Here is a 22764-nt window from a genome sequence, read left to right as displayed (position 1 = left end):
CTTAATTATCATTAAGCTCTTCAACCTGCTCCGCCTCTAACTCTTGCTTCTCATGCACTTGTCGAATAGCCTCCAACTGCTCATCCGTCAATTCAATTTCACGCGTCGATTTACCCAACTCAATCACCTGAGGTGCGTCCCAAGCGCCCACCACTCGATATTCAATGTTGGTAATAACATCAATTGCCGGTTCAAATATTTTACTCAATAACCAAACTAAAATGCCCGTTGTTGGTTCTACTGCCCACCCGGCAATAACCGGTAAACTGGACGTCACTTTTGGTGTCACCGATGCGTACTGATCAAACACTTGTCGATCCAGGTTCACCATGCCACTCACACTAACATCGGCAGCGTTACCTTTAATAATAAAGCCGTCGGTAAAAACTTCACCTTGCTTAATGCCAAAATTACCCGCCATGGCTTCGTAAAAAAAACCATCCTGGTAAATATCTTTAAAGTCGAGCGTTAAGCGTCGAAACAAAGACTGCAAACTGAACAAGGAAAATATTCGAGCTTTGGCATCGGACACTTCTTCCAGATAACCTTTATCGAGTCCGACACTAAAACCGCCATTAATGTTCCCTAGCTCAAATTCATAGGGTGCACCTTGCCAGACTAAACCCAAAGAGCCGCGACCGGCACTTTCCTTTATACCAACTTTAAACCCCCAGTCTCGCAGTAAATCACCAAACTTTCTAGAATGGAACTCCGCTTCCAGTTGGGTACTGTTTTCCGATGCATTCCAGAGAATGGAAAAAGGCGCACGAAAAACATCCCCGCGATCGGCTTTACCATTGATACGCAATTGCTCGTTTTGCGGTAATAAGTGCAATTGTAGAGCACCCAAGCCGATATCGAAAAAGCAACAGTCGGCACACTCAACACTCACTTTCGGCCAATCGCGAAAGTGCTCAATTGTTTGCGTTTGTTGTTCACTCTCTGCCATGGTTTTAAGCAGTTCAACAGGCAAATGCAAATATTCAAAATTTATTCGCAAATCATCCGCATCCGCTATACGTAAATAGCCTTTCGTTTCTTCCGCTGTAAAGGCAATAACAAAGCCACCTTCCGGATGTTCCGTTAACCGCGCATCAATTTTATTTAAGGGAATACCAGCCACCAGCAATTGATTAACCGAAAATTTTGCGACTAGCGGTAGTTTCGATTGACTTTCTTGTGCGCCCAAACTTTTTAATAGCCCGTCAATATTATTTAACCAATCGAATAAATCAGCATGGTCCATTTGCACATGCAGCGTCATTTGATCCGGAGCAAACTCTATAGCGTTTTGTGACTCACCCAATAAAATGGAGCCACTCGATAACTCAAAGTTTCCTTTCTGTTTACGATAGTTCAGGCCAGCCATCACTTTCGAATTGACTGAAAACTGTATACTTTGCTGGTCATTGTTTTGGCTGATATTAACATTGACTGGCCATTTTTTATCTAAGGGCTTGTTAAATGGCTGCGGAAGTTTAACCTGAGTATTAGATAACTCACTCGTTACCGAAACATTTAAATTTTGTCCGGAGCAGTCACTCAGGCAAATCCAACTTTCCTGTTTAAACTCTGCTTCGCCTTCAATGGGTAATTGACTGTTGGGTAACAACCAATCCATCACTTTTGCTGTATCTACTTTTCCTTGCGACTGAATGGTGAGTCGCTTACTGCCATCATAGTCTTTGGTATCGATGTGCGAAACGGCACTACCGCCTAACACGTCCGTTTGAATGTTACTCGCCCAAACTTTTTGCTCATCGAACTGTACAACACCGGCAACTTTTGCCAATTCTAAATCAACGGCTGGCAAGCTCACCGAGTTATTAGCAAGCAGTACTTTTCCTTGCAAGGTGACATCATCGTCTCCTTCCAACGGCACTCGGAGTTGAGTCGTCGCCGAAAAGCGCCCTCGCGGTTGAACATCTTCCAACAAACGACCAACAATCTCCTTCAATCGTGACTGAGCAATCAATCGTTGCGCACTAGAAAGATCGGTTTCCACCTCAATATCCAAGTCCAACATTGGCGGACTACCGGAAAAGTTTGCAATGGCCGCAGTGGCTTTATTAACGTTTAAGTTCCAGAGTCTGGCTTCAGTCGTTGAGACAAACATCGAATCTTGATCAAAGAAAAGTGTTGCGTCAAGCTTCTCTAACTTAGGAAAGTCCGGTTGATATTGATAATCCAGTTCTTTAGCAAAGCCGAGAATTTCAAACGTTAAGTCAGACTGTGACAACATGTCCGCAACCAGCTTACCTTGAAAATTAAACCGACCAAACTCAACTCGTCCGCCATGCACAGAAGTGTCTAAATATTCCACCAATGAGTCATCCATCACTTCAACCGGCAAATATAAGGATGTTTTGCTTGCATCAGCCTCATACACTTCCGCTTGAAAGCTGATTTCTGGACTCGCATTGCGATGAAAATAAAGGTTGCCTTTCGCCAACACAGTTGCCGCATCCGTTTTTAAATCCACTTGATGAAAAACAAGCGCGCTCCCCGCATTAAAGTTTACAAATTCACCGCGCACAGCGAGCTGCTCCAGTGGGATCGGCCAACGGAATAAAGGCCGATAGTCGATGACACCGGGTATCGTATCGAATTGAAATAACACCTGATTTTCATTTATCGTGACACGTCCACTCATTGGCGGCGTTTCGGGAGTCGACTCCGTTCGGCTTAATCGCACTTCCGATAAATCAATGAGTCCGTCCGTCACTTCCCAGTCGCCGTCTACCCGCTGTAATGTTAATTGCAAGTCCGAAAGCTTTAATTGTGGGTTTGCATTTAAAAACCAGTTTTGCAGTTCTGGCTCATCCATCATCAAAGCCCAAACATTATTCAATTGTCCGGGTTCTATATCGCGATAACTGAGTTGAATTTTAGGGTCCGTTTTGTCCGTAAGTGTCAAAGTGAGTCCACTAAGATCGATTCGTGTTTGATTCGCGGCCAATGCTTCAAACACGCCCAACGTCACAACACTTCCACCGTGTGCGAGCTTCTCCCAATTCATTGATGCGCGAATGGTTTGGTAATTGAAGTTTCGATTACGAATGGAAAACTGCACCGGCTTGAACTCAACATCCAACACCGCACCTTGCCACCCTTGATAGGACCAGTCTGCCCAAATTTCACCACTCAGCGCACCTTGCTTTAAATGTCCGGCAACAATTGTTTCCATCAAGGGTAAATCCGATACTTCGATGGCATCACTTTTTACATACACTTTCGTTTGTGAATTGGGTCGTCTCGGATCACCGTAAAGCTCACTCACAACTTGCAATGAACCGCCACCCGATTGAATGAGCGCCGCGGAGATCTGATGGATATCACCGAAATTTTCTATCGCCAAATGATTGAGCTTGAGCTCCGGAAATGATTTATTCTGTTGAAAAAAGCGTACCTCGATATCTCGAACGTCAACATCATTTTGACCGAGTAGCGTATCGAGAAACACATCGCTCCCGGAATAGTCGCCGCCACTGTCACTGAGTCCTTTTATCGAAAAAATATCAGCATCGAGATCTATTTCAATACGACTTTTGGTCAGTGTGATTTCATCGGTAACCAATCGCGTTTCAAATAACGATTGCCAAAAGTTCACCGCCACAATCAATTCATCAACCATTAACGGCGTTTGCTTTCCGTCTTTGGATTGAACTTTAATGGTCGAAACCTTAAGCATCGGTCCTTGATTTTCCCAACCGGCGCTTACGCTTTGAAACGAAACTTTAGCGTCTAACTTCTTCGATAAAAAACTTTCTATATCCTGATGAAGCAAGTAAATAAAAGGTAAAAAGGCACGCGCCAAACTTACTAATACCGCAGCCGAGATTACCACTGCAGCAAACATTAACCACAAACGTTGTAACAACCGATTGAAAAAGCGCGAAATTTTCATTTCAGTGAAATCATTACATCAGTACCACGTCAAATTGTTCTTGGGTATAGAGCGACTCCACCTGAAATTGAATGGGAATTTCAATAAAAGACTCGAGCTCTGCAACACTGCTGGCTTCTTCGTCAAGTAAACAATCCACAACGCCTTGCGATGCCAGTACCAATAATTTTTGCGCTTCATAAGCGCGGGCTGCACGAGTAATTTCTCGAAAGATTTCAAAGCAAACCGTTTTTGCCGTTTTAATAGATCCGCGACCATTACAAGTAGGACATGCTTCGCACAACACATGCTCTAAACTTTCGCGCGTGCGTTTGCGCGTCATTTGAACCAACCCTAACGCAGATACCTCTGAAATGTGTGTTTTGGCGTGATCGTGTTCCAGCGCTTTATCCAATGTACGTAACACTTGGCGCTTATGCTCTTCTTCCTTCATGTCGATAAAATCGATGATGATAATGCCGCCTAAGTTACGCAGTCTTAACTGCCGCGCTAATGCGGATGCGGCTTCCAAATTGGTACGAAAAATGGTTTCTTCCAAATTGCGGTGGCCGACAAAAGCACCGGTATTCACATCGATGGTCGTCATGGCTTCGGTTTGATCTATAATCAAATAGCCGCCCGATTTTAATGGAACCTGCCGATGCAAGGCTTTTTGAATTTCATCTTCAATATTGTAAACATCGAATAGCGGCCGACTGCCCTGATAAAATTCGAGACGCTCTTCCAGCTCTGGAACAAACTCACTGACAAATTGTTGGGTTTTATCGTGCACGCGTTTACTGTCAATTCGAATTTTTTCAATTTTACTCGCCACCATATCGCGCACCATGCGCAATTCCAGGCTTAAATCTTCGTAAATTAACGCGGGAAAAGTGGCCGATTTGATTCGCTTTTCTATACGCGCCCACAGTTTTTTCAAAAACACCACATCGCGTCGAAGTTCAGTTTCCCCCGCACCTTCAGCGGCGGTTCGAATAATGTAGCCTTGTTCCGAATTTTCTTTTTCATTGAGAATTTCTTTTAATCGATTGCGCTCGTTTTCATCTTCGATACGCTGCGATACACCCACATGAGGATTCTCTGGCATGAGCACCAAATAACGACTGGGAACTGTGATATGTGTCGTTAAACGAGCACCTTTGCTGCCTAACTCATCTTTGATCACTTGTACGATAATTTCCTGTCCTTCATGGAGCAGACGGGTTATGTCATCTTCGGCCTCGTCGCCGTTGTCGTGTTGTGGAATAATTTCGGATACGTGTAAAAAGGCGCTGCGCTCCAACCCAATATCGACAAACGCGGCCTGCATTCCGGGAAGCACCCGCTTTACTTTTCCTTTATAAATGTTGCCAACCGTGCCGCGATTTTGTATTCGCTCAATTAGCAGCTCCTGTAGCATTCCATTTTCTACCACTGCAACTCGGGTTTCCTGTGGCGTTACATTGATCAGAATTTCTTCGCTCATAATAATCATTGGAATCCCTATCGGTTTAGCCAAAAGCCGATTTGCCATTGGCCAAGTAATTCACTGGTTTGATACAGTGGCAACCCCATAATACCGCTGAAACTGCCATTAATCTGCTCAATGAAAGAAGCCGCCTGCCCCTGAACGCCATAACTTCCAGCTTTGTCACGCCCTTCACCGGTGCGCCAATAGTGCGCAATATCCTGGTCGCTGAGAACGCGAAACTTAACGGTAGACACCGATAACAAATAACTTCCCTGCTCGGCAAAGCGTAGTCCAACACCGGTTAATACCTGGTGTTCTCGCCCGGACAAATGTTGCAACATTTGCTGTGCATCCGCTTCATCGACCGGCTTGCCGAAAATAGTTTCTCCCAGTACGACCGCCGTATCGGAAGCCAAAACCGGATATTGACGGTGATAGTTGTCACTTTCCCAAATCGCAGCAGCCTTGGCTAAGGTAATACGTTTCACATAATCATTGGGGTGTTCGTCAGGCAATCGGCTTTCATCAATGTGTGCGGGTTGAGCTTCAAACTCAACACCTATCTGTTGCAATAATTCCCGCCGTCTTGGTGATTGCGACGCTAAGCAAACCTTATCGTATGTTATGTCGCTCACTCTTAATTCACCCTGAACTGACGTCGAATATCACGCAACAATATAAACAACCAAGGCCAAATAAAAGCACTGATGATCATGGAGATCCAATAACTGAAACTTTTTTCTACCGGCCGCGTTAAGCTCGACAGCCAAAGCACCAGCAACATATAAATACCAATCAGCATAGCGACCACCAGAGCCTGCTTCCAACGAGGAAACAATCGGATACGCTGGTAAAGCAACAGCGCAAAATAAGTCATTACAGAAAAGCTAAGAGCGTGTAGACCTAAAACGGCCCCCTGTAAGGCATCGACAAACAACCCAACGACCCAAGCTGACATGATTCCCACTCGCTGCGGTAATGCGACCACCCAATACAAAAGCACCATCGCCAACCATTGTGGCCAATAGATTTGTAGCCCTGCAGGCAATGGCAATATATCGAGTAGCATTGCAATGGCAAATGAAAGCAAAATTACCCAGTAATTGTTGCGTGCGCCCGGATTCATTATGGCTCTCCCAGTAAATGGGTTGCTGTATCACTCCACAAAGCGTCACTGGAAGAACTTTCGTGTGCAGAGTCTTGCTTTAAGGACTCGTGAGTTTCATCTTTCTGTTCACGATCTGGCCAGATCAAAAGCACTTGCCCCGTTCTCGCCAAATGCGCTTCCGTTGCTGCGACCACTTTCATATAGGACTTTCCCGGCTCCTGAGTAATTTCAGTGACTCTGGCCACCGGATAGCCGTCTGGAAAGCGCTCGCCGATCCCAGAACTCAATAATAAGTCTCCCACTTGAATATCGGCTGTGCTGCGGACGTATTGCAATGTCAAATAATCGAGTTGCCCGTCACCGAGTGCTACAGAACGTTCTCCACTGCGTTCTACACGAACCGGTATGGCATGACGAGGATCTGTGATTAAAATAATACGACTGGTTATTGATGCAACCTGAGTGACCTGCCCCATGACACCGTAAGCATCCAGCACGGCCTGCCCCTCATAAACACCATGCCTTGAGCCTTTATTGATCAACAACTCGTGCACCGCTGAATCGCTGGCAACATTTATTATTTCCGCGACCAATCGCTGACCTTCGACCTTTTGTTCGGTACCGAGCAGATTTCGCAACTGAGCATTTTCGGCTTTTAAAGACACCAGTTTTTGCAATTGCGTTCGTAAAATAAACACTTCGTCTTTCAATGCTTGGTTTTCTTTGAAAAGCTCATCCCGACCACGAATACGTTCACCGCTCCAAAAAGCAAGCTCGCCGGGTAGGTCAGCGATGTAAACAAGAGGTGTTAAAAAAGTAGAAAGAAAATTACGTAACGAGTTGAGATGCTGGCCGCGGTGATCAAAAAACATCAACAGCGCAGACAACATCGCGGCTAGAAACAGTCGAGTTAAATTGGAGCTTTCGCTGACAAAAATCGGTTTAATAACGCTTCTCCACCCATAAGTTAAGACTCAACCAGAGAAATAGTGGCTAAGTCTTTGATTATAGATAGGAATTACTGTCTTGACTAGTCGTGAGAGAAGAGATCGCCACCGTGTGCTTCAATGGTTTCCAGAACTTTACCACCACCGCGTGCCACACAGGTTAAAGGATCTTCAGCAATAATGACGGGCAGTCCGGTCTCCTCCATAAAAAGGCGATCAATATCACGGATTAACGCGCCGCCACCGGTGAGCACCAAGCCTCGCTCAGAAATATCGGCAGCCAACTCTGGCGGTGATTGCTCGAGTACAGAGCGAACCGCACGAATAATACCCGCGAGTGGATCTTGTAAAGCTTCCAACACTTCATTGCTGTTGATGGTGAAGCTACGTGGAACACCTTCGGCTAAGTTACGGCCACGAACGTCAATTTCCATCACTTCGGTGCTGGGGTAAGCCGTGCCAATTTGATGCTTAATTCGCTCTGCCGTACTTTCACCAATGATGGTGCCATAGTTACGACGCACGTATTCAATAATGGCTTCATCAAATCGATCACCACCAATACGGACAGATTCCGATTGCACCACACCATTCAAACTCAATATTGCGATTTCTGTAGTACCGCCTCCGATATCCACGACCATGGAACCACGAGCTTCTCCCACCGGCATTCCGGCACCTACCGCTGCAGCCATTGGCTCCTCTATCAAATAAACCTCGCGTGCACCCGCTCCATAGGCGGATTCGCGAATGGCTCGCCGTTCAACTTGAGTCGACCCACAGGGCACGCATACCAGCACTCTTGGGCTAGGCCGCATAAAAAAGCTGCTGTCGTGTACCTTACGAATAAACTCCTGCAGCATTTTTTCAGTAACCTCAAAGTCGGCGATCACACCGTCTTTCATCGGGCGTATGGCTTCAATGTTACCGGGCGTACGTCCCAACATCATTTTTGCTTCTTGCCCAACGGCAGCAATCGATTTATTACCGTTTCGCTCGCGCCGAATGGCAACGACGGAAGGTTCGTTCAAGACAATGCCTTTTTCAGGTACATAAATCAGCGTATTGGCGGTACCCAGGTCAATAGAAAGATCGGTTGAAAACAACCCTCGAATTTTATTTAACATCGTTCTTATTGGATCCAGTCTGAATTAACATGGTTGCTCAGTTGCCCAAAACGTACCGGCTTATATCCAGTAAACTGACTGCTCGTGATCGGCAGGATTTCAATTGGGTGATACATGCAGCAAGCAAAAGAGCGAGATCTTGCGCGCTAATGTAACAAGGCCCTATCGGTGCTGCAAGCACTGGTTGCGTTTTCGCGCCCGGTTCTGTGAAAGAATGTGTTAAATCGATAGGATTGCTGCAAGTTTAGTCAACTGAGAGCCCCAGTTGAGCGTTGTCTTTAATGAATAATGATGCGGTTCTCTCAAACCCCGATTTTTACGATACACTTAACGTGTACTTGTACCATTATTCAGGTAACATCGTTTGCCTGTGAGTATCAGGCACCCAAAATCGGGCTAAAATTAGCAGGTCGACTAAGGCACATATGAATAAAAGCATTTTTGCACTGAGCCGAAAAAATCGAGAACTGGAATATCGATTGTTTCGTGAACAGGACAAAAAAAGCAACGCTAACTTTTGCGAGCTATCGGGCTCCGAAATACTCGGAGTGTTGCAACAAATTTTTCGAGACACTGTAAAAGCCGCATCACCACAATCTTCACCAATGGCACACTATGAAATTGTGTCACTGATTTATGAAAAATTGCCGAAAGACAAGGATTACCACATACCCGGGCTTATCAAAAACAGCCTGCATCTTACTGAACTTTCTTTTCAATATTTAAATGGTATTACTGAAGAACACGAAGACATTAATCGCCTGATGCAGCTCTTGGCATTAAGTTGGGCTCAATTATCCGTTCACTCTCCAGAATTTCTACAAGTTACCCAACACCCAGCCAAACTGGTGCTTTCTAAATTACTGATGTTGGGTGAGTGCTGGGATCAGCGTAGCGGTAATTTGGCGAGAAAGTTGCTTGATGGTATTCGGTTGGTACTCAGCCAACTTAACCAAAAAGGTTGTAATCCTCGGCTTTATGATCAGGCATGCAACCGCATTATGTCACTGGAAAGTGCGTTTAACGATTATCGAACCGACCGCTTAAAAAAAATTGTTGAGCAAAAGCGACGCGAAGAGCGTGAAGCAAAAGCCGATGTGTTTGTGTCCGACTACATTCGGCAAAAAACATCGGGAGAAGAATTTCCCGTCTTTTTGATGGAGTTCCTGGAAAATTATTTAAGCAGTTATCTGAAACACATTTTTATGGAAACAGGCCCTGTGGGTCAAAAGTGGCACACGGCCATTGAAGATACAGAAACGCTTATTTGGAGCATTAACGCTCCCTTCAATCCACAATTTAGTGAACAGTACCAGGAAAAGGTGCCAGCGGCATTAAAGCGATTATACGATGGATTGGATAATTTGTTTCACAACGCTCAGGGATTGCAAGACTTCTTTTATGAACTGGAAGACATCCATATTCGCAAGCTCAACGGTGAGCGCTCTGACTTTCATTCCTTGATTACCAGCCCTTTATTAGGTGAGTTTGAAAGTGAAGAGTCCAACCCAGTTAGTACCGACTTCTCTGAACAACTGGATCAAATGTTGGAAGACGATGACTGGTATTACCTGATACAACGCGGTAAACGTTTTCGGTGTCAACTGGTACCTCGGGACTATACCGGCAAATGGTTAGTTTTTGTCAATTTGTCGGGTGCTTTAATTGCAGACTTTGATACGACCGCAGCCAGCTTCCATCCTTCTCATTTACCTTTGGTGAATATTGACAATCACAACTACTGGCAAGAGCTCACCGACTATTTACAGCAAACCTTAACCCGTCGTGTAAAAATACTGGAAGATCAAGTTAAACGCATTGAAATGGAACAGGCGGCGGATCAGGCACGTAAGCAAGCGGCAGAAGAGGAAGCCAGGCGAGTGATCCGTCAGAAAATCGAAGAAGAATTGCAAAATCAACAGCAGAAAAAACGCAAGCTAGAAGAAGAGCGCGCCAAAGCAATCGCCAAAGCAAAGGCAGAAGAAGCGCGGATGGAACAGCGTCGACTGGACTCAAAAAAGCTGGTCGACAGCCTGATGCCCGGAGCTATATTACGTTACACTCAAGAAGGCCAAAAGCCACAGCAGCTGACCTTGAGTATTATCTCAACCACCACGAGCAAGTATATATTTACCGATCATCATGGTCAGCGTGTGCTCGATCCGAAAGAAGAGCAGCTCATTGACCTGTTTGCGGCTCAACGCATGGAACTGCTAGAACAAGGCAAAGAATTTGAAGACACATTGAAAACCTTGGTGGCAGGTCAACGTGAAGCCATGAAAGATCAATGAATACACGTTTCAATGTTTTCTTGTTGGCGACAATTCTCGTTATAATGCACGATTTAAATTCGCACACTCTCACTTTAAAATATGATCGATTTAAGCGGTAAACACGCCCTTATCACCGGGGTTTCCACGGTCGATAGTTTGGCTTGGGGCATTGCAGAGCGCTTCCATCAGCTTGGCGCTGAAATTATATTGTCTTACCAAGGTCAAAGCCATTTGCGGCGCATTAAAAAACTTTGCCGCGAGTCTCACATTGAACCACTTGCTTTATTGCCTTGCGACTTTACCGAAGAGCAACAAATTGCTGAATTGTTCAGTCAGGTGAACCAGTATTGGCCGCAAATCGATGTGTTTGTTCACAGTATGGCCTACGCCAATGTTGAAGCAATGCAATCCCCTTTAAGTGAATGCAATAAAAACGACTTTATGCAATGTATGGAGATCAGCGCTTACAGCTTGATCGCTGCTTGCCGCTACCTTAAGCCACTGATGTCAGAAACCGGGTCAATTCAAACACTCACTTACAACGGCTCACAAAAAGTATTGCCCAATTATCATATTATGGGCATCGCCAAAGCCGCATTAGAATCTGCGGTACGTTACCTCGCAAGTGAACTCGGCCCTCAAGGCACTCGGGTGAATGCCATTTCTGCAGGGCCGATTAAAACCATTGCCGCCGCATCGATTCCTGCGTTTCAGGAAAAAATGAAATCCACCGAAGGCCGAATCCCTACTCGGCACAACACCACTAAAGAAGATGTCGCACACATGGCCGCTTTTCTTGCTTGTGACGCTAGCAAAAATATTACCGGTAGCGTTTATTATGTGGATGGTGGTTTGCATACACTCGGCTGGTAAATTGTCTCAACTTTACCATTTGGTAATCTTTGCCATAATTTGATTACAAATGGATTGTCGCTCGCTAAGATTAACCAGAGCAAAGTTTATTTTCTAAATTGCGGCTGTATGCCTATGAAAATCCTATTAATCGAAGATGACACCACAATCGCCGACTTCGTCAGTAATGGATTAAATCAAGCTGGATTCACCATCGATCACGCCACCGACGGTCAACAAGGATTAGATTTTGCCTTCAGTGAAACTTACGATTTGGGCATTTTTGATATTATGTTGCCCAAACTCGACGGCCTTTCAATTATCGATAAAATTCGCGAACGAAAAATCAACTTACCGATTTTAATTTTAAGTGCCAAACGTTCTATTGATGATAAAGTGAAAGGATTGCAGCTGGGCGGCGATGATTACTTAACAAAACCATTTTCGTTCAGTGAACTCTTGGCTCGCGTACAGGCATTAATTCGACGTAGCAACAATGAAGCAGCGTCCACCTCTTTAACTGTAGGCGATCTTACCATCGATCTGTTATCGCGAACCGCTCGTCGATCGGATAAGCGCATCGATTTACAACCCAAAGAATTTGCATTACTCGAATACCTGATGCGCAATGCCAACCACGTTGTATCCAAAACTATGATCATGGAGCGTGTTTGGGACTACAACTTTGATCCCCATACCAATGTCGTCGAAGCAAGAATAAGCAAACTACGCGACAAAGTGGATAAAGAATTTAACCAAAATCTAATCCATACTATTCGCGGTTTAGGATACGTATTAAAAGTTGCCGATGATTAAATGGCCCGCTAAATTATCTTCCCGTCTGACGCTTTGGTACCTTTTGGTTTTTACTCTTTCTTTATCACTGGTGTTTGTTGCAATTTATTATTCTGTCAATTCGATTTTAATTAAACAACATAACGACGATCTGGAAGAAGACATTGTAGAGTTTAGCCAAATATTCAAAACACAAGGTCTTTCTGGCGTCGAGTTGGAAATAAAAAAAGAAATGATGGAAGCACAAGCCTCGGAAAACACCCTTTTTCAAATTATAAATAGTCGTGGAGAAGTTCTATTAACTTCCGATATTACGCATTGGTCCGGAGCTGTCGCTCACTTTAATGAGCATGAAAAGATTCGATATACCAATTCCCCCCGAGCTCGTCAGTTTCGTCCTTACGATCGAGAGTTTTATGTACGAATGATTTATGGGAAAATTGGCGAAAACCTCAATATACTCATTGGAGAATCGGAGGAAGAACGCGAAGAGTTACTGACAATCATCCAAACCGTAATGGCCACAATGTTTATTATTGTGCTACCCTTCGCAGCTGGTTTTGGCTGGTTAATAGCACAAAAAGCAGTACGAGGAATTAAACAAATCAGTGCTACCGCACGCTCAATTGAGTACGGCGCTCTCGATCATCGTGTACCCCAAGGGCAACTTTGGGGTGAAGAAATCGGTCAGCTGGCCACAACTTTTAATGCGATGCTCGATCGCATTCGCGATCTGGTAATGGATATGCGAGAACTTACCGACAACGTCGCACACGATCTACGAAGCCCACTTGCACGTATTCGCGCCCATGCCGAATCCGCATTGCAAAATACACCACAGGTTTGTCACGATGCTTATGCTGATATTATTGAGGAATGTGATCGATTAATACAAATGATCAATGCTACTTTAGATCTTGCAGAGCTCGAAGCCGGTGCGGCAAACATAAAAAGAGAACAACTGAACATTGCGCAATTGATTAACGACGCCTGTGAAATTTTTCAACCGCTTGCGGAACAAAAAAACATAAAGCTGATAGCAAACGCTGACGAACATTGCGAAGTAATGGGTGATAAGCAAACGTTGCAACGCATGCTTTCAAATCTCTTAGACAATGCCATTAAATACACACCAAACAATGGTCTGGTCCAAGTGACGCTAGTATGCGATCAAAAACAAGTAAATATTATTGTTTCAGACAACGGACCTGGCATTAATACAGAGGAACAAGCTCAGGTGTTTGACCGGTTTTATCGTGGCGATCAAAGTCGTTCACAAACAGGTTGTGGATTAGGCCTTAGTTTTGCCCGCGCCGTCGCTCGCGCTCACGGTGGTGATATTCTGTTATACAGCGAACCAGGTAAAGGCAGTCGCTTTAACGTATCTTTAAGCCACTTTTCTTCTCTATTACCTGTAATAAGAGATAAAAACATTAAAGTTTAATGTTTTTAACTTCAACTTTTTAACGTTCCTATTTTAGTCCCTTTACCTCGTCCCTTAATTTCACATCATTACCAAATAGTAATCAAAACGTAAGCTCCAGGTAAGCTTGCTTGCTTAAGCTTATCTCGTGAAGAGAAATTTAATTTTACTTGGTCAAATAGAAATTAAATGCTTTGCTCTTCTTTATCAATTTAGCAACTTATAGGAGTGACGACATGAACTTTTCTCGTAAGCTTATTCCATTAGCCATTAGCGGTATTCTGGCAAGTATTTTTCCAAATAGTTCATCAGCCGATGACGAGCTGGAATTTGACGAAGCAAAAATTTTCTTTGAATTAAACAATACCGACGGTGACCTGGGTATTCACGCTCTAATCGATGGCGAGGCTTGGAAGCATTTGCAAATTGAAGATCCCAATGAACGTACTCTATTAAACATTCGAGTAAAAAGTCGACTAAAACGTCAGGGACTTACCGAGTTATTTTTTGAAAGTGCTGAACCAACGTTTGATGAACTTCCTCCAGCGACTTTCTTTCAACGTTTTCCTGAAGGCCTCTACGAAATAGAGGGAGAGACATTAGACGGTGAAGAAATGGAAGGCGAGGTGTTTTTGTCCCATGTTATGCCGGCTCCCACATCAGGTATCACCGTATCCGGCACTGACATGGTGGAAGATTGCGAAGAAGATGAAATACCGGTAATCAGCGGGCCTGTTGTTATTGCCTGGAATCCTGTGGAAACCTCACATCCGGAGCTGGGAAAAGCCGGTGAGGTTGAGGTTGAGCTTTATGAAATTGCCATTGAAAATTTAGATTTGGAAACAACGATGACCGTTCATTTCCCCGGAGACGTCACATCACTGGAATTACCCAGTGACTTTCTGTTACTTGGCGAAAACTTTAAATACGAAATTCTTGTCATCGCTGAAAGTGGCAATAAGACGGCCGTTGAAAGCTGCTTCGCCGTTGAATAATTACAAGAGCTACTCAGTCAAAGCTGAGTAGCTAAAGCACACACTTAGAATTGTAACTTAATTTTAAAAAGAAGATGTTCGCTATCGTCAGCGTCAACACTGTGATTCAATAAACGGCCAACAGGTAAACCAACATGTTCCTGTTCAAATTCGCCACCGCGGCTGTATACCAAAAAAAGTTCAGACAAACGGCCCAAGGCATAACGATATCGAACTTGCGCGGCAAACTCGCTCAATGAGAAGCTATCAGGAAACTCCCCGGTTGCGATTAACCTACCATTAGGGTCGGCTTCAAATTCATTAATGCTTTTGGCTTCCAGTGCAACCGCCTCTATCTTAATACGCAACTCATGTTGCTCATTGAAGACCGCGTTGTAATTCAGCGAAAGTGTCAACTCATCCCGCTCAAACTCTTCCAGAATATTCTCGTCATTCCAAATCAACCAACTATTGTTGTGAACTAACTCAATACCCAAGGTGATGTCTGTTGTATCTGAAATTTGATATGCTGGTATCACTTCAAACTCATAAAAAGATCCATTCAGAAAATCCTTACCTGCTGCGAAACCCATTTCGTATGAAACACGTTGGTTCTGATTGGATAAAAAAGCAAAACCGGCTTTTTCAAACTTGGGCAAATACACCGGATTATTACCGCGAGTGATCCTATCATCCATGCCTGCGCTTCGGTTGACATACTCCAGCTCCAACGACTGCGTTCCGGACAAAGTGACTTCCCACACGGTTTCAAAGTGAAATGGTAAACTTTGCCCGGTTTGATTCGATGAGTCGACCAGTAACCACCAGGCCTCCATATCACGTAGTGTTTCGCCTAAATCGGTCCATTCATAACTGCCACGGTATGTGGATTGCTTAAGGTTGTTTCGATTCACAAATCCAAAATCGGACACCTCCATAGCGGCACCATAATCCAGATAGGTTAAATCGTGACGACTGCTTTCCGATAACTCCCAAGCGCCGCGAAGCCACCAGCCTTGATCACGAACTTTCAGGTCAATAAGTTGATCAATCGTGGTTTCTAGCCATTGCCCGGAGAATAAAACATCATCGGTCAACTCCCATTTTAAATCTAATGCTGTCACGTCTGCTTGTCGCATCAAAGTCGGACGTTCTGTTTGAGTGTGTAGCAACCCAAGCTTTACCGGTTCAAACTTGCCTTGTACACGGATGGCAAAATAATCTCGACCTTTCGCCGCCGATGAGTCCTCTTCAAACGCGGACAGCAGCCCCAATTCCAGATACTCTCCAAGATAGGTGTAGCGAGTTGCGGCGGCAATATCGCTCGCCTCTGCGGTACCGGCATCTGGCGCTCCACCAATGCGATGCGTGTGCACCAACAGCAACGACTCCGGCCCTTGCATATCAAACAAATCGTGATTTTCACGGAAAAAGGGCCGCTTCTCGCTGAAAAAAGTTTCCTGTGCAGAAAAATTCACCACCAGATCATCAGACTCTACCTGACCAAAATCGGGATTAATGGTGAGATTCCATTGTTGCTGCGACGTAATTTTCCAGAACAGATCCACACCCACTCGTTCATCGTTTTTTTGCTGTTCCAAATCACGGTTTAATGCCAGATATGGGAACACATCAAATGACGTCGACTTTGCCGATGTCAGTGTCGAAACCTGAAACGAACGTAAAAAGCTGGTTTGTTTACGGTCAATTGCGGGATAAGAAAAACGCATCGATAAACCTTGGTGCCAACGTGAAAAATAAACCGAGATTCGTCGTTCGTTAGTTTGACTCTCCGTCATAGTTACAATCGACCAGGGAATAAAGATCTCGCTGCTCCAGAAATCGTCTTCTTCGGCTACTGCGAATTGCCAGTCTCCATCCCAATCCATTGATTCGCGATTTTCATCAACCCAGACGGCATCTTGAACCGAACCGCTGCGACTGACTTTGAATCCATAAGCACGTGAGCCTTGCGCATCAAAGTCGATGATGACTTCATTAAAATCGGTTTGAATCTCCGCATCGCGTAATGAGCTGGCGTTAATGCTCTCGTTGGCATCTTGCTCATTATAAAACCCGATATAAAGTCCACTTTCATCGGAGTAAAGTAAAGCTCGTGTAGCTTTTGGTTCGCTTTCTTGAGAAAAAGGTTCAGTAACCTTAAACTGGTTGAAGACTCTGGCTTGTTGCCAAATAGCGTCGTCCAGCTCGCCATCAATCTCAATAGACTGAGCGATGGCACTCTGGGCAAGCAGAAAAATATACGTTGTTATTCCTGTTTGAGAGCGTGTCATTGGTATCGCAACGGATGGGTTCTTTTTAATTATGTGCGGATACCATGACTTTGCAACTCAACTTACCAAATGGTAATTAGAATTATTCTAACTTTTTACTTATTAATAGTTTGAAACGTTATCGTCCACAATTATCGAGTGCTGACACTTCCGCCACCATTGGCCGAACGTCTAAAGTTGCTGCGATATTATTACCTGAAGTATCAAAATGCACACGCCCACTTTTTCCAATAAAACGAAATGCAGCGTGCTTATTCACCCGCTGTGAAAACCCTTGAAAATGATTATCGGTAATGTCAGGTCCTTCCGACGCAATAAGCGGTATTGCATCTGTGATTTTTTTATTCAACTTTTGAGAATAAATCAAACTGTAAGCCAAAAGGTAGACCGCATCATATACATATGCAGAATCATAAGCTGATGCTTGTTCTCGGATTAACTTAGAAACGTCACTCAATACCGATGTAGAACTCTCGTGACTTTCTGTCAGAACGTTTACAACGCATCGTTTAATACCCGATAAAGGAGCATCTAGAAGTGGTTTAGGCTTTATGAGATCGGCCGTAATAATCAAAGGAAATGGCTGCGTCCACAGTCTTTCAAATTGCTCTAATATATCGGCAGCTTGCGTTTGAGAAGAGACAAGAATAACACTTTGAGGCTTAAAAGAAGAAATACGGATGATGCTACTGCTTAAATCAAACTCTTTATAATTAATCATTGAACTCAACACTTCCGATTTAAATAATTGTCCTCCCATATTCGAAATAGCATCATGAATATGACGCTCAAGCTCTGTAGCATATTCCCCTTTCAACCGCATCATCGTAACTCGCTGATCGCGTGAGTTTGTTTTTAGAAACTCAGCGATAGCACTAGCTTGTTGGGCATTATTTGCAATCAATCGATAAACGAGCCCTAAATGTTGTTTGCTTGCCAGGTAGTCTGCACTCGCGGTAGGAGAGATAAGCGGAATTCGTTTTTCGTTAGAAACAGTTTTAGCAACTTGATAAGCTCGAATCGAGCTGTTAGGACCAATGAATGCCTGAACCGAGTACTTTTCAGACATCAGGCGTGCAACGCGCTCTGCCTCTTTCGCATCACCATTATCATCACCACGAATCACCACGAGCTGTCGTCCCAAAATACCCCCTTGAGAATTGATTCGACGAGTTGCAGAGTCAGCAGCAGCAATCAGTTCGGTAGAGTAACGAGGGTATCGACTCAGCGGGACGATCAAGCGAATATTAATGGCGTTAGGCATTCGCTTCACATCATGTGGGATAAACACACCTTTCCCAGGAGAGCCAACTTCGACACTAAGGAGTTCCTCGAACGTTAAACGATTCAGCTCATCTTTGTCGCTTGGTTCTGCCCCCAAAACAATGCCGAGTGGTGCAAATGATATTATTAGCCACAGGTAGGTTCTTATTAGAGAAAAACAAGTCTGCATACAAAACTCCTGATAAACCAGGCGTTTCTTATTATAGACTATAGAGATATTCCAATGACTGCATTTGTAAAATCATTTCAAATTGATCGAAGGCCTATACAGGTAATGACGTTCAAAGAGTTATATTTCGCCTCTTTCTGAGCGCTATAAGTAATAAAGCGATCAACTGATTAAGTATTCGAATCGCTTTTCACTTAATTTATCTAAACAGGCTTAAATACCATAAGTCCAAAGATCAAAATAACACCCATAAACGCTGGCCATCCGAGGCTGTACCAAATCCACATTAACCGACGATGACGCGTTTCATTAAATTTTTCTCCTGACCCCATTGATTGTACTGCATTGTCACGAACTTTCATCTGTATCAACACAACAGGCAGCCACAATGCGCCAATAATAACGTATAAAATCAGGCTCCATAGTATCCAAAAAGAATCATACGAATAACCGGCATAAGCGATCATTAACACGCCAGTTATGGGTTGAAGAATGACACTAGGGGTTGTAAATAACCAGTCCGCAAGCACAACATTTTTAGCTGTATGAGCAATGGTTGCTACATCGCGAGAAACATCGGCGCGCCACATATAAAATGCCGTACCCAATCCGGTTCCAAATAGCAGTGTGGAGGTTAATATATGCAGTGTTTTTAACGTTAAATAATAGGTCACTATTTTTTCTCGTGTAAAACCATGGCCAACAAAACGCTGGTGATAACGCAAAGATTTTTTACCACTCCGCCCAAAGGCTCAAGCCATAAATTCAGGTTAAGCGAAGTTACCGTAATGGTATAAACAACAACACTTATCAACATTAAAGCTAATACCCACGCTCTAAATCGATAAACAAAAAGTAATACGGCTAACAAACAATCCCAAACTGAAAGTGTATACACTAATATCGATTGAACCGACGTCTCTTGAACAATAGGCGCTAGCAATTCCCTCCAGTTCTCTGGCGTGTACATTAAGCCAGCGATTCCAGAAAACAACCAAACCCAAAACAATAAAAATAAATTGATACCATTAAGGAAATATAATTTAGCGTGCCAACGGTCTTGCACAAAACAAGGCGTTTGTTTGAATGCTGTAATGACGGATTGAGGATGCACGCCTGATATTTGGACGGCTTGTTGGTACTCATCATCGGAACAAGTATTCCCCTGATTAAGCATATGCAGAGTATTCGCACCCATTGGGCCCCGCGTAAAACGTTCGGCAATTTGCGTTGTGAATCGAATAAATGCCATGGGTATATGCAAAGTCCACGAGGTTTTAATATCCAGCCAATTTCTTAGCGTCGTTAACAGCTCTTGAATACTGCAAACCTGTTCCCCGCATGCGTGGATAACGGAAGTATGTTCCGAAGTTCGCTTAGCTAAATGAATGACCATAGTTGCCAGATCGTCAAGCATTATGGGTCTGATTAACTGCTTGCCATCGCCGGGTAAAATGAGCATCCGAGGTGTTGCCGATATAGCTCGAATAAGAGATGTACCGCCATAAGAACCATGTGTGCTGATCACCACTGAAGGCCGAAGGATCACACTGTTTGTATAATGTTCGGTAAGCCAGTTATCGAAACGATATTTGCTTTGGATAAAGGTGGTGTCTTCCGGCCCTATCGCCGATATTTGGATAAAACGAATGGCACGCTTTTTTGCCTGCTCTGCCACTTGTTTTGGCAGTTGATAATGCACCTTATCAAATTCACTATCACTGGCTTTTAAAACGCCCCAACAATTAATGATGACAGAAACATCGCGCAATAAATTTTGCCAAAACGAATCGTTTTGATGTGATAAATCGGTGAGTTGAACAGGCTCTACATCTGGAAGTAAACCAATGGAACTACGACCTAATGACTTTACTTGATAGCCTTGCTTCAAAAACACTGAGCAAATAGCGCGACCGATAAAACCGTTTCCTCCTAGTACCAGTGCTTGCATTGCTATGTTTTACCTGTTTAGTTTATTGTTTTTTACCAGAAACAAAAACATTTTTATGTTTTATTAGGTATAACTGAATCACTTTATTTGGCTAAATACAATAGTAAATGTTCCAAATAGAATTTGGCATAAAAAAAGCACTCTAATTGCAAATGTATATCGAACAATATTTTTGCTGCGTTGCTCTTCGTCCAACTTGAAAAGTTGAAACTTACCAGGAAATGAAGACTCTATCTCTTTCATTGCTGGAATAGTTAAAAGCAATAGGTTTCGACTTCTGGTATCAATTAGCCAAAATATGATAGAAAGAATAATAACTAAAACACCCAGTATAAAGAGGTATACAGGATCAATGTTTTTCTCAAGAGCCGTAAAAACGCCTCCATCCGCGAAAATAGAAAGAACAACATAAAAATTAAATGCTTTTAGTCTTTGGTCTGAGTTTAATTTAAAGTGCTCCCAAACTAGTTGCTCTTTTTTCATTTGGATTCCTTATTGAAATAAAAAAACGATCCTACAGAATTATAAGACTAGCATCCCTATGTTTCCATCGATATATTTCAGATCATATAGTTAAAGATTAAATCTCATCGGGACCTTTATTTCAGGTGCCTCAGATTAGGTGTTTAAATACATTCAAACAGAATGATGTCTGTAAAGTTAGTATTAAACACAGGGTTAGAACTCATAAAAACAATAAACTACAACCTGATAAATCGATAATATTAATTGCAATCTCTACAGCAAACTAAGCATAAATCATCAAGCACAAATATATCACTCGCCAACAATATCTCTATCCGAGCTTATCCAAAACATCAACCAACCAAAACCCCCAAGTCTTCACAAATAGAAGCTGCAGCCTTTCGTCCATCAGCAATAGCAGTCACCACCAAATCGGCACCGCGAACCATATCACCACCAGCGTAAATTTTATTTTGACTGGTGCGAAAGCCCTGGTGCTCATCGGTAACTACTTTTTGAGATTCATCCAAAACAACTTGAGAATCACTCAACCAGTTTGGAGGGCTCGGTCGAAATCCATAAGCAACAATCACGGCGTCGCATTCAATAAACTCTTCGTTTCCATTTCGTGTATCACGGCATGTAAGTCCAACTAATTGACCATCACTGGTGCGAACCGTATTAATCGCCTGATGATGCCAAATAAACTCGACGCCTTCTTCTTTCGCGTGATTATATTCCTTTTTCGAGCCAGGCATGGATTGTTCGTCTTTGCGATAAATACAATACACCTTCTCTGCACCTTGCCGTATGGCGGTACGCACACAATCCATTGCGGTATCGCCACCGCCCAAAACAGCCACCACTTTATTTCGCAAATTAATGTAGTCGCTGCCGCGTATTTGATAGTCATGTAAATAATTGGTATTACCGATCAAGTAATCGAGCGCGCGATAACAGCCTTGCGCTTCACCTTCGTTTAACGCTCCATTTACCGGGCGATAAGTACCCAAACCTAAAAATACAGCGTCGTACTGCGATTCAAGTTGAGCAAAAGAAACGTCTTTACCCACTTCGCAATTCAATTGAAAGGTAATGCCCATGTTCTCAAACACTTTACGCCTTTGTGCCATTACATTTTTTTCCAGTTTAAACTCGGGAATGCCAAACGTTAAAAGGCCGCCAATTTCCGGGTAACGATCATAAACCGTAACCGATATACCATTGCGAATAAGCACATCGGCGCAGGCAAGACCTGCGGGTCCTGCGCCTATTACGGCTACTTTAAAGGGTTGTGGTTTTACGTTGGATAAATCCGGCTGCCAACCCAGTGCAAAAGCCTGATCGGTAATAAACTTTTCTACCTGACCGATAGTAACCGCGCCAAAGTCGTTGTTTAATGTGCAAGCCATTTCGCACAAACGATCTTGCGGACAAACGCGACCGCACACTTCCGGCAAACTGTTGGTTTGATGCGACAATTCGGCCGCTTCAATGTATTTACCTTGCGCAGCTAGATCCAACCAATCAGGAATGTAATTGTGTACCGGGCATTTCCATTGGCAATAAGGATTACCACAGGAAATACAACGACTGGACTGCTCCTTAATACCCGGCTGTTTGAAATCTCGATAAATTTCTGAAAACTCATGCTTGCGCACTTCTATCGGTTGCTTCTCGGGTTCTTGACGATCCAGATCGATAAACTCAAACAGTTGACGTTGTTCACCCATAGTCGTTACCTT

At 43.6% G+C, this 22764-nt stretch carries 17 protein-coding genes; 5 read left to right on the top strand and 12 right to left on the bottom strand.

Annotated elements, in window-relative coordinates; genetic code table 11:
* Position 1: 1 nt before the first annotated feature.
* From ACTUJY_RS05855 to ACTUJY_RS05830, 6 genes are all read right to left on the bottom strand, one after another.
* Positions 2-3907 carry a YhdP family protein gene (locus tag ACTUJY_RS05855; protein ID WP_463615123.1) on the bottom strand — a complete coding sequence of 1302 codons (3906 nt, stop codon included), beginning with the start codon at positions 3905-3907 and terminating at the stop codon, positions 2-4.
* 13 nt (positions 3908-3920) lie between these two features.
* The gene (gene rng / locus ACTUJY_RS05850; protein ID WP_463615122.1) at positions 3921-5372 is read right to left on the bottom strand and encodes a ribonuclease G; all 1452 of its coding nucleotides are present in this window, start codon (positions 5370-5372) and stop codon (positions 3921-3923) included.
* Positions 5373-5389: 17 nt separating this feature from the next.
* Positions 5390-5992 carry a Maf family protein gene (locus tag ACTUJY_RS05845; RefSeq protein ID WP_463615121.1) on the bottom strand — a complete coding sequence of 201 codons (603 nt, stop codon included), beginning with the start codon at positions 5990-5992 and terminating at the stop codon, positions 5390-5392.
* 2 nt (positions 5993-5994) lie between these two features.
* On the bottom strand, positions 5995-6483 hold the full coding sequence (gene mreD / locus ACTUJY_RS05840; RefSeq protein ID WP_463615120.1) for a rod shape-determining protein MreD: 489 nt from the start codon (positions 6481-6483) through the stop codon (positions 5995-5997).
* The gene (gene mreC, locus ACTUJY_RS05835; protein WP_463615133.1) at positions 6483-7403 is read right to left on the bottom strand and encodes a rod shape-determining protein MreC; all 921 of its coding nucleotides are present in this window, start codon (positions 7401-7403) and stop codon (positions 6483-6485) included. Before mreC ends, mreD begins: the two co-directional genes overlap by 1 nt.
* Before the next feature lie 92 nt (positions 7404-7495).
* A complete protein-coding gene (locus ACTUJY_RS05830) occupies positions 7496-8539 on the bottom strand; it encodes a rod shape-determining protein (RefSeq protein ID WP_463615119.1) in 1044 nt (347 codons plus the stop codon).
* A 425-nt stretch (positions 8540-8964) separates the two neighbouring features.
* Here ACTUJY_RS05830 and ACTUJY_RS05825 point away from each other — a divergent pair, with 425 nt between their 5' ends.
* From ACTUJY_RS05825 to ACTUJY_RS05805, 5 genes are all read left to right on the top strand, one after another.
* The gene (locus tag ACTUJY_RS05825) at positions 8965-10830 is read left to right on the top strand and encodes a DUF1631 family protein (protein ID WP_463615118.1); all 1866 of its coding nucleotides are present in this window, start codon (positions 8965-8967) and stop codon (positions 10828-10830) included.
* A gap of 81 nt (positions 10831-10911) precedes the next feature.
* The gene (locus ACTUJY_RS05820) at positions 10912-11685 is read left to right on the top strand and encodes an enoyl-ACP reductase FabI (RefSeq protein WP_463615117.1); all 774 of its coding nucleotides are present in this window, start codon (positions 10912-10914) and stop codon (positions 11683-11685) included.
* A 114-nt stretch (positions 11686-11799) separates the two neighbouring features.
* Positions 11800-12480, top strand: coding sequence for a response regulator (locus ACTUJY_RS05815; protein WP_463615116.1), 681 nt, complete (start codon positions 11800-11802; stop codon positions 12478-12480).
* On the top strand, positions 12473-13903 hold the full coding sequence (locus ACTUJY_RS05810) for a sensor histidine kinase (RefSeq protein ID WP_463615115.1): 1431 nt from the start codon (positions 12473-12475) through the stop codon (positions 13901-13903). Before ACTUJY_RS05815 ends, ACTUJY_RS05810 begins: the two co-directional genes overlap by 8 nt.
* Positions 13904-14118: 215 nt before the next feature.
* Entirely contained in the window at positions 14119-14877 is a 759-nt protein-coding gene (locus tag ACTUJY_RS05805; protein WP_463615114.1) for a hypothetical protein, read from the top strand.
* A gap of 44 nt (positions 14878-14921) precedes the next feature.
* On the opposite strand, the gene ACTUJY_RS05800 is transcribed toward ACTUJY_RS05805, so the two are convergent.
* The 6 genes from ACTUJY_RS05800 to ACTUJY_RS05775 form a co-directional block, all read right to left on the bottom strand.
* The gene (locus ACTUJY_RS05800; RefSeq protein ID WP_463615113.1) at positions 14922-17150 is read right to left on the bottom strand and encodes a DUF5916 domain-containing protein; all 2229 of its coding nucleotides are present in this window, start codon (positions 17148-17150) and stop codon (positions 14922-14924) included.
* A gap of 118 nt (positions 17151-17268) precedes the next feature.
* Positions 17269-18603 carry an ABC transporter substrate-binding protein gene (locus ACTUJY_RS05795; protein WP_463615112.1) on the bottom strand — a complete coding sequence of 445 codons (1335 nt, stop codon included), beginning with the start codon at positions 18601-18603 and terminating at the stop codon, positions 17269-17271.
* 203 nt (positions 18604-18806) lie between these two features.
* Positions 18807-19277, bottom strand: coding sequence for a DUF2269 family protein (locus tag ACTUJY_RS05790; protein ID WP_463615111.1), 471 nt, complete (start codon positions 19275-19277; stop codon positions 18807-18809).
* A complete protein-coding gene (locus ACTUJY_RS05785) occupies positions 19277-20554 on the bottom strand; it encodes an SDR family oxidoreductase (protein WP_463615110.1) in 1278 nt (425 codons plus the stop codon). Before ACTUJY_RS05785 ends, ACTUJY_RS05790 begins: the two co-directional genes overlap by 1 nt.
* A gap of 78 nt (positions 20555-20632) precedes the next feature.
* Positions 20633-21037 carry a RipA family octameric membrane protein gene (locus ACTUJY_RS05780; RefSeq protein ID WP_463615109.1) on the bottom strand — a complete coding sequence of 135 codons (405 nt, stop codon included), beginning with the start codon at positions 21035-21037 and terminating at the stop codon, positions 20633-20635.
* A 335-nt stretch (positions 21038-21372) separates the two neighbouring features.
* A complete protein-coding gene (locus ACTUJY_RS05775; RefSeq protein WP_463615108.1) occupies positions 21373-22752 on the bottom strand; it encodes an FAD-dependent oxidoreductase in 1380 nt (459 codons plus the stop codon).
* Between the last annotated feature and the right edge of the window lie 12 nt (positions 22753-22764).

Source organism: Pleionea sp. WD8-19 (genome assembly GCF_055326765.1).
The sequence above is the reverse complement of the archived record's forward strand: the minus strand, read 5'-3'. Positions and strand labels throughout refer to the sequence as shown.

Coding starts and splice junctions, on each gene's coding strand:
- ACTUJY_RS05855 (WP_463615123.1), bottom strand. CDS start 3,907: ATGAAAATTTCGCGCTTTTTCAATCGGTTGTTACAACGTTTGTGGTTA.
- rng (WP_463615122.1), bottom strand. CDS start 5,372: ATGAGCGAAGAAATTCTGATCAATGTAACGCCACAGGAAACCCGAGTT.
- mreD (WP_463615120.1), bottom strand. CDS start 6,483: ATGAATCCGGGCGCACGCAACAATTACTGGGTAATTTTGCTTTCATTT.
- ACTUJY_RS05830 (WP_463615119.1), bottom strand. CDS start 8,539: ATGTTAAATAAAATTCGAGGGTTGTTTTCAACCGATCTTTCTATTGAC.
- ACTUJY_RS05825 (WP_463615118.1), top strand. CDS start 8,965: ATGAATAAAAGCATTTTTGCACTGAGCCGAAAAAATCGAGAACTGGAA.
- ACTUJY_RS05820 (WP_463615117.1), top strand. CDS start 10,912: ATGATCGATTTAAGCGGTAAACACGCCCTTATCACCGGGGTTTCCACG.
- ACTUJY_RS05815 (WP_463615116.1), top strand. CDS start 11,800: ATGAAAATCCTATTAATCGAAGATGACACCACAATCGCCGACTTCGTC.
- ACTUJY_RS05810 (WP_463615115.1), top strand. CDS start 12,473: ATGATTAAATGGCCCGCTAAATTATCTTCCCGTCTGACGCTTTGGTAC.
- ACTUJY_RS05805 (WP_463615114.1), top strand. CDS start 14,119: ATGAACTTTTCTCGTAAGCTTATTCCATTAGCCATTAGCGGTATTCTG.
- ACTUJY_RS05800 (WP_463615113.1), bottom strand. CDS start 17,150: ATGACACGCTCTCAAACAGGAATAACAACGTATATTTTTCTGCTTGCC.
- ACTUJY_RS05795 (WP_463615112.1), bottom strand. CDS start 18,603: ATGCAGACTTGTTTTTCTCTAATAAGAACCTACCTGTGGCTAATAATA.
- ACTUJY_RS05785 (WP_463615110.1), bottom strand. CDS start 20,554: ATGCAAGCACTGGTACTAGGAGGAAACGGTTTTATCGGTCGCGCTATT.
- ACTUJY_RS05780 (WP_463615109.1), bottom strand. CDS start 21,037: ATGAAAAAAGAGCAACTAGTTTGGGAGCACTTTAAATTAAACTCAGAC.
- ACTUJY_RS05775 (WP_463615108.1), bottom strand. CDS start 22,752: ATGGGTGAACAACGTCAACTGTTTGAGTTTATCGATCTGGATCGTCAA.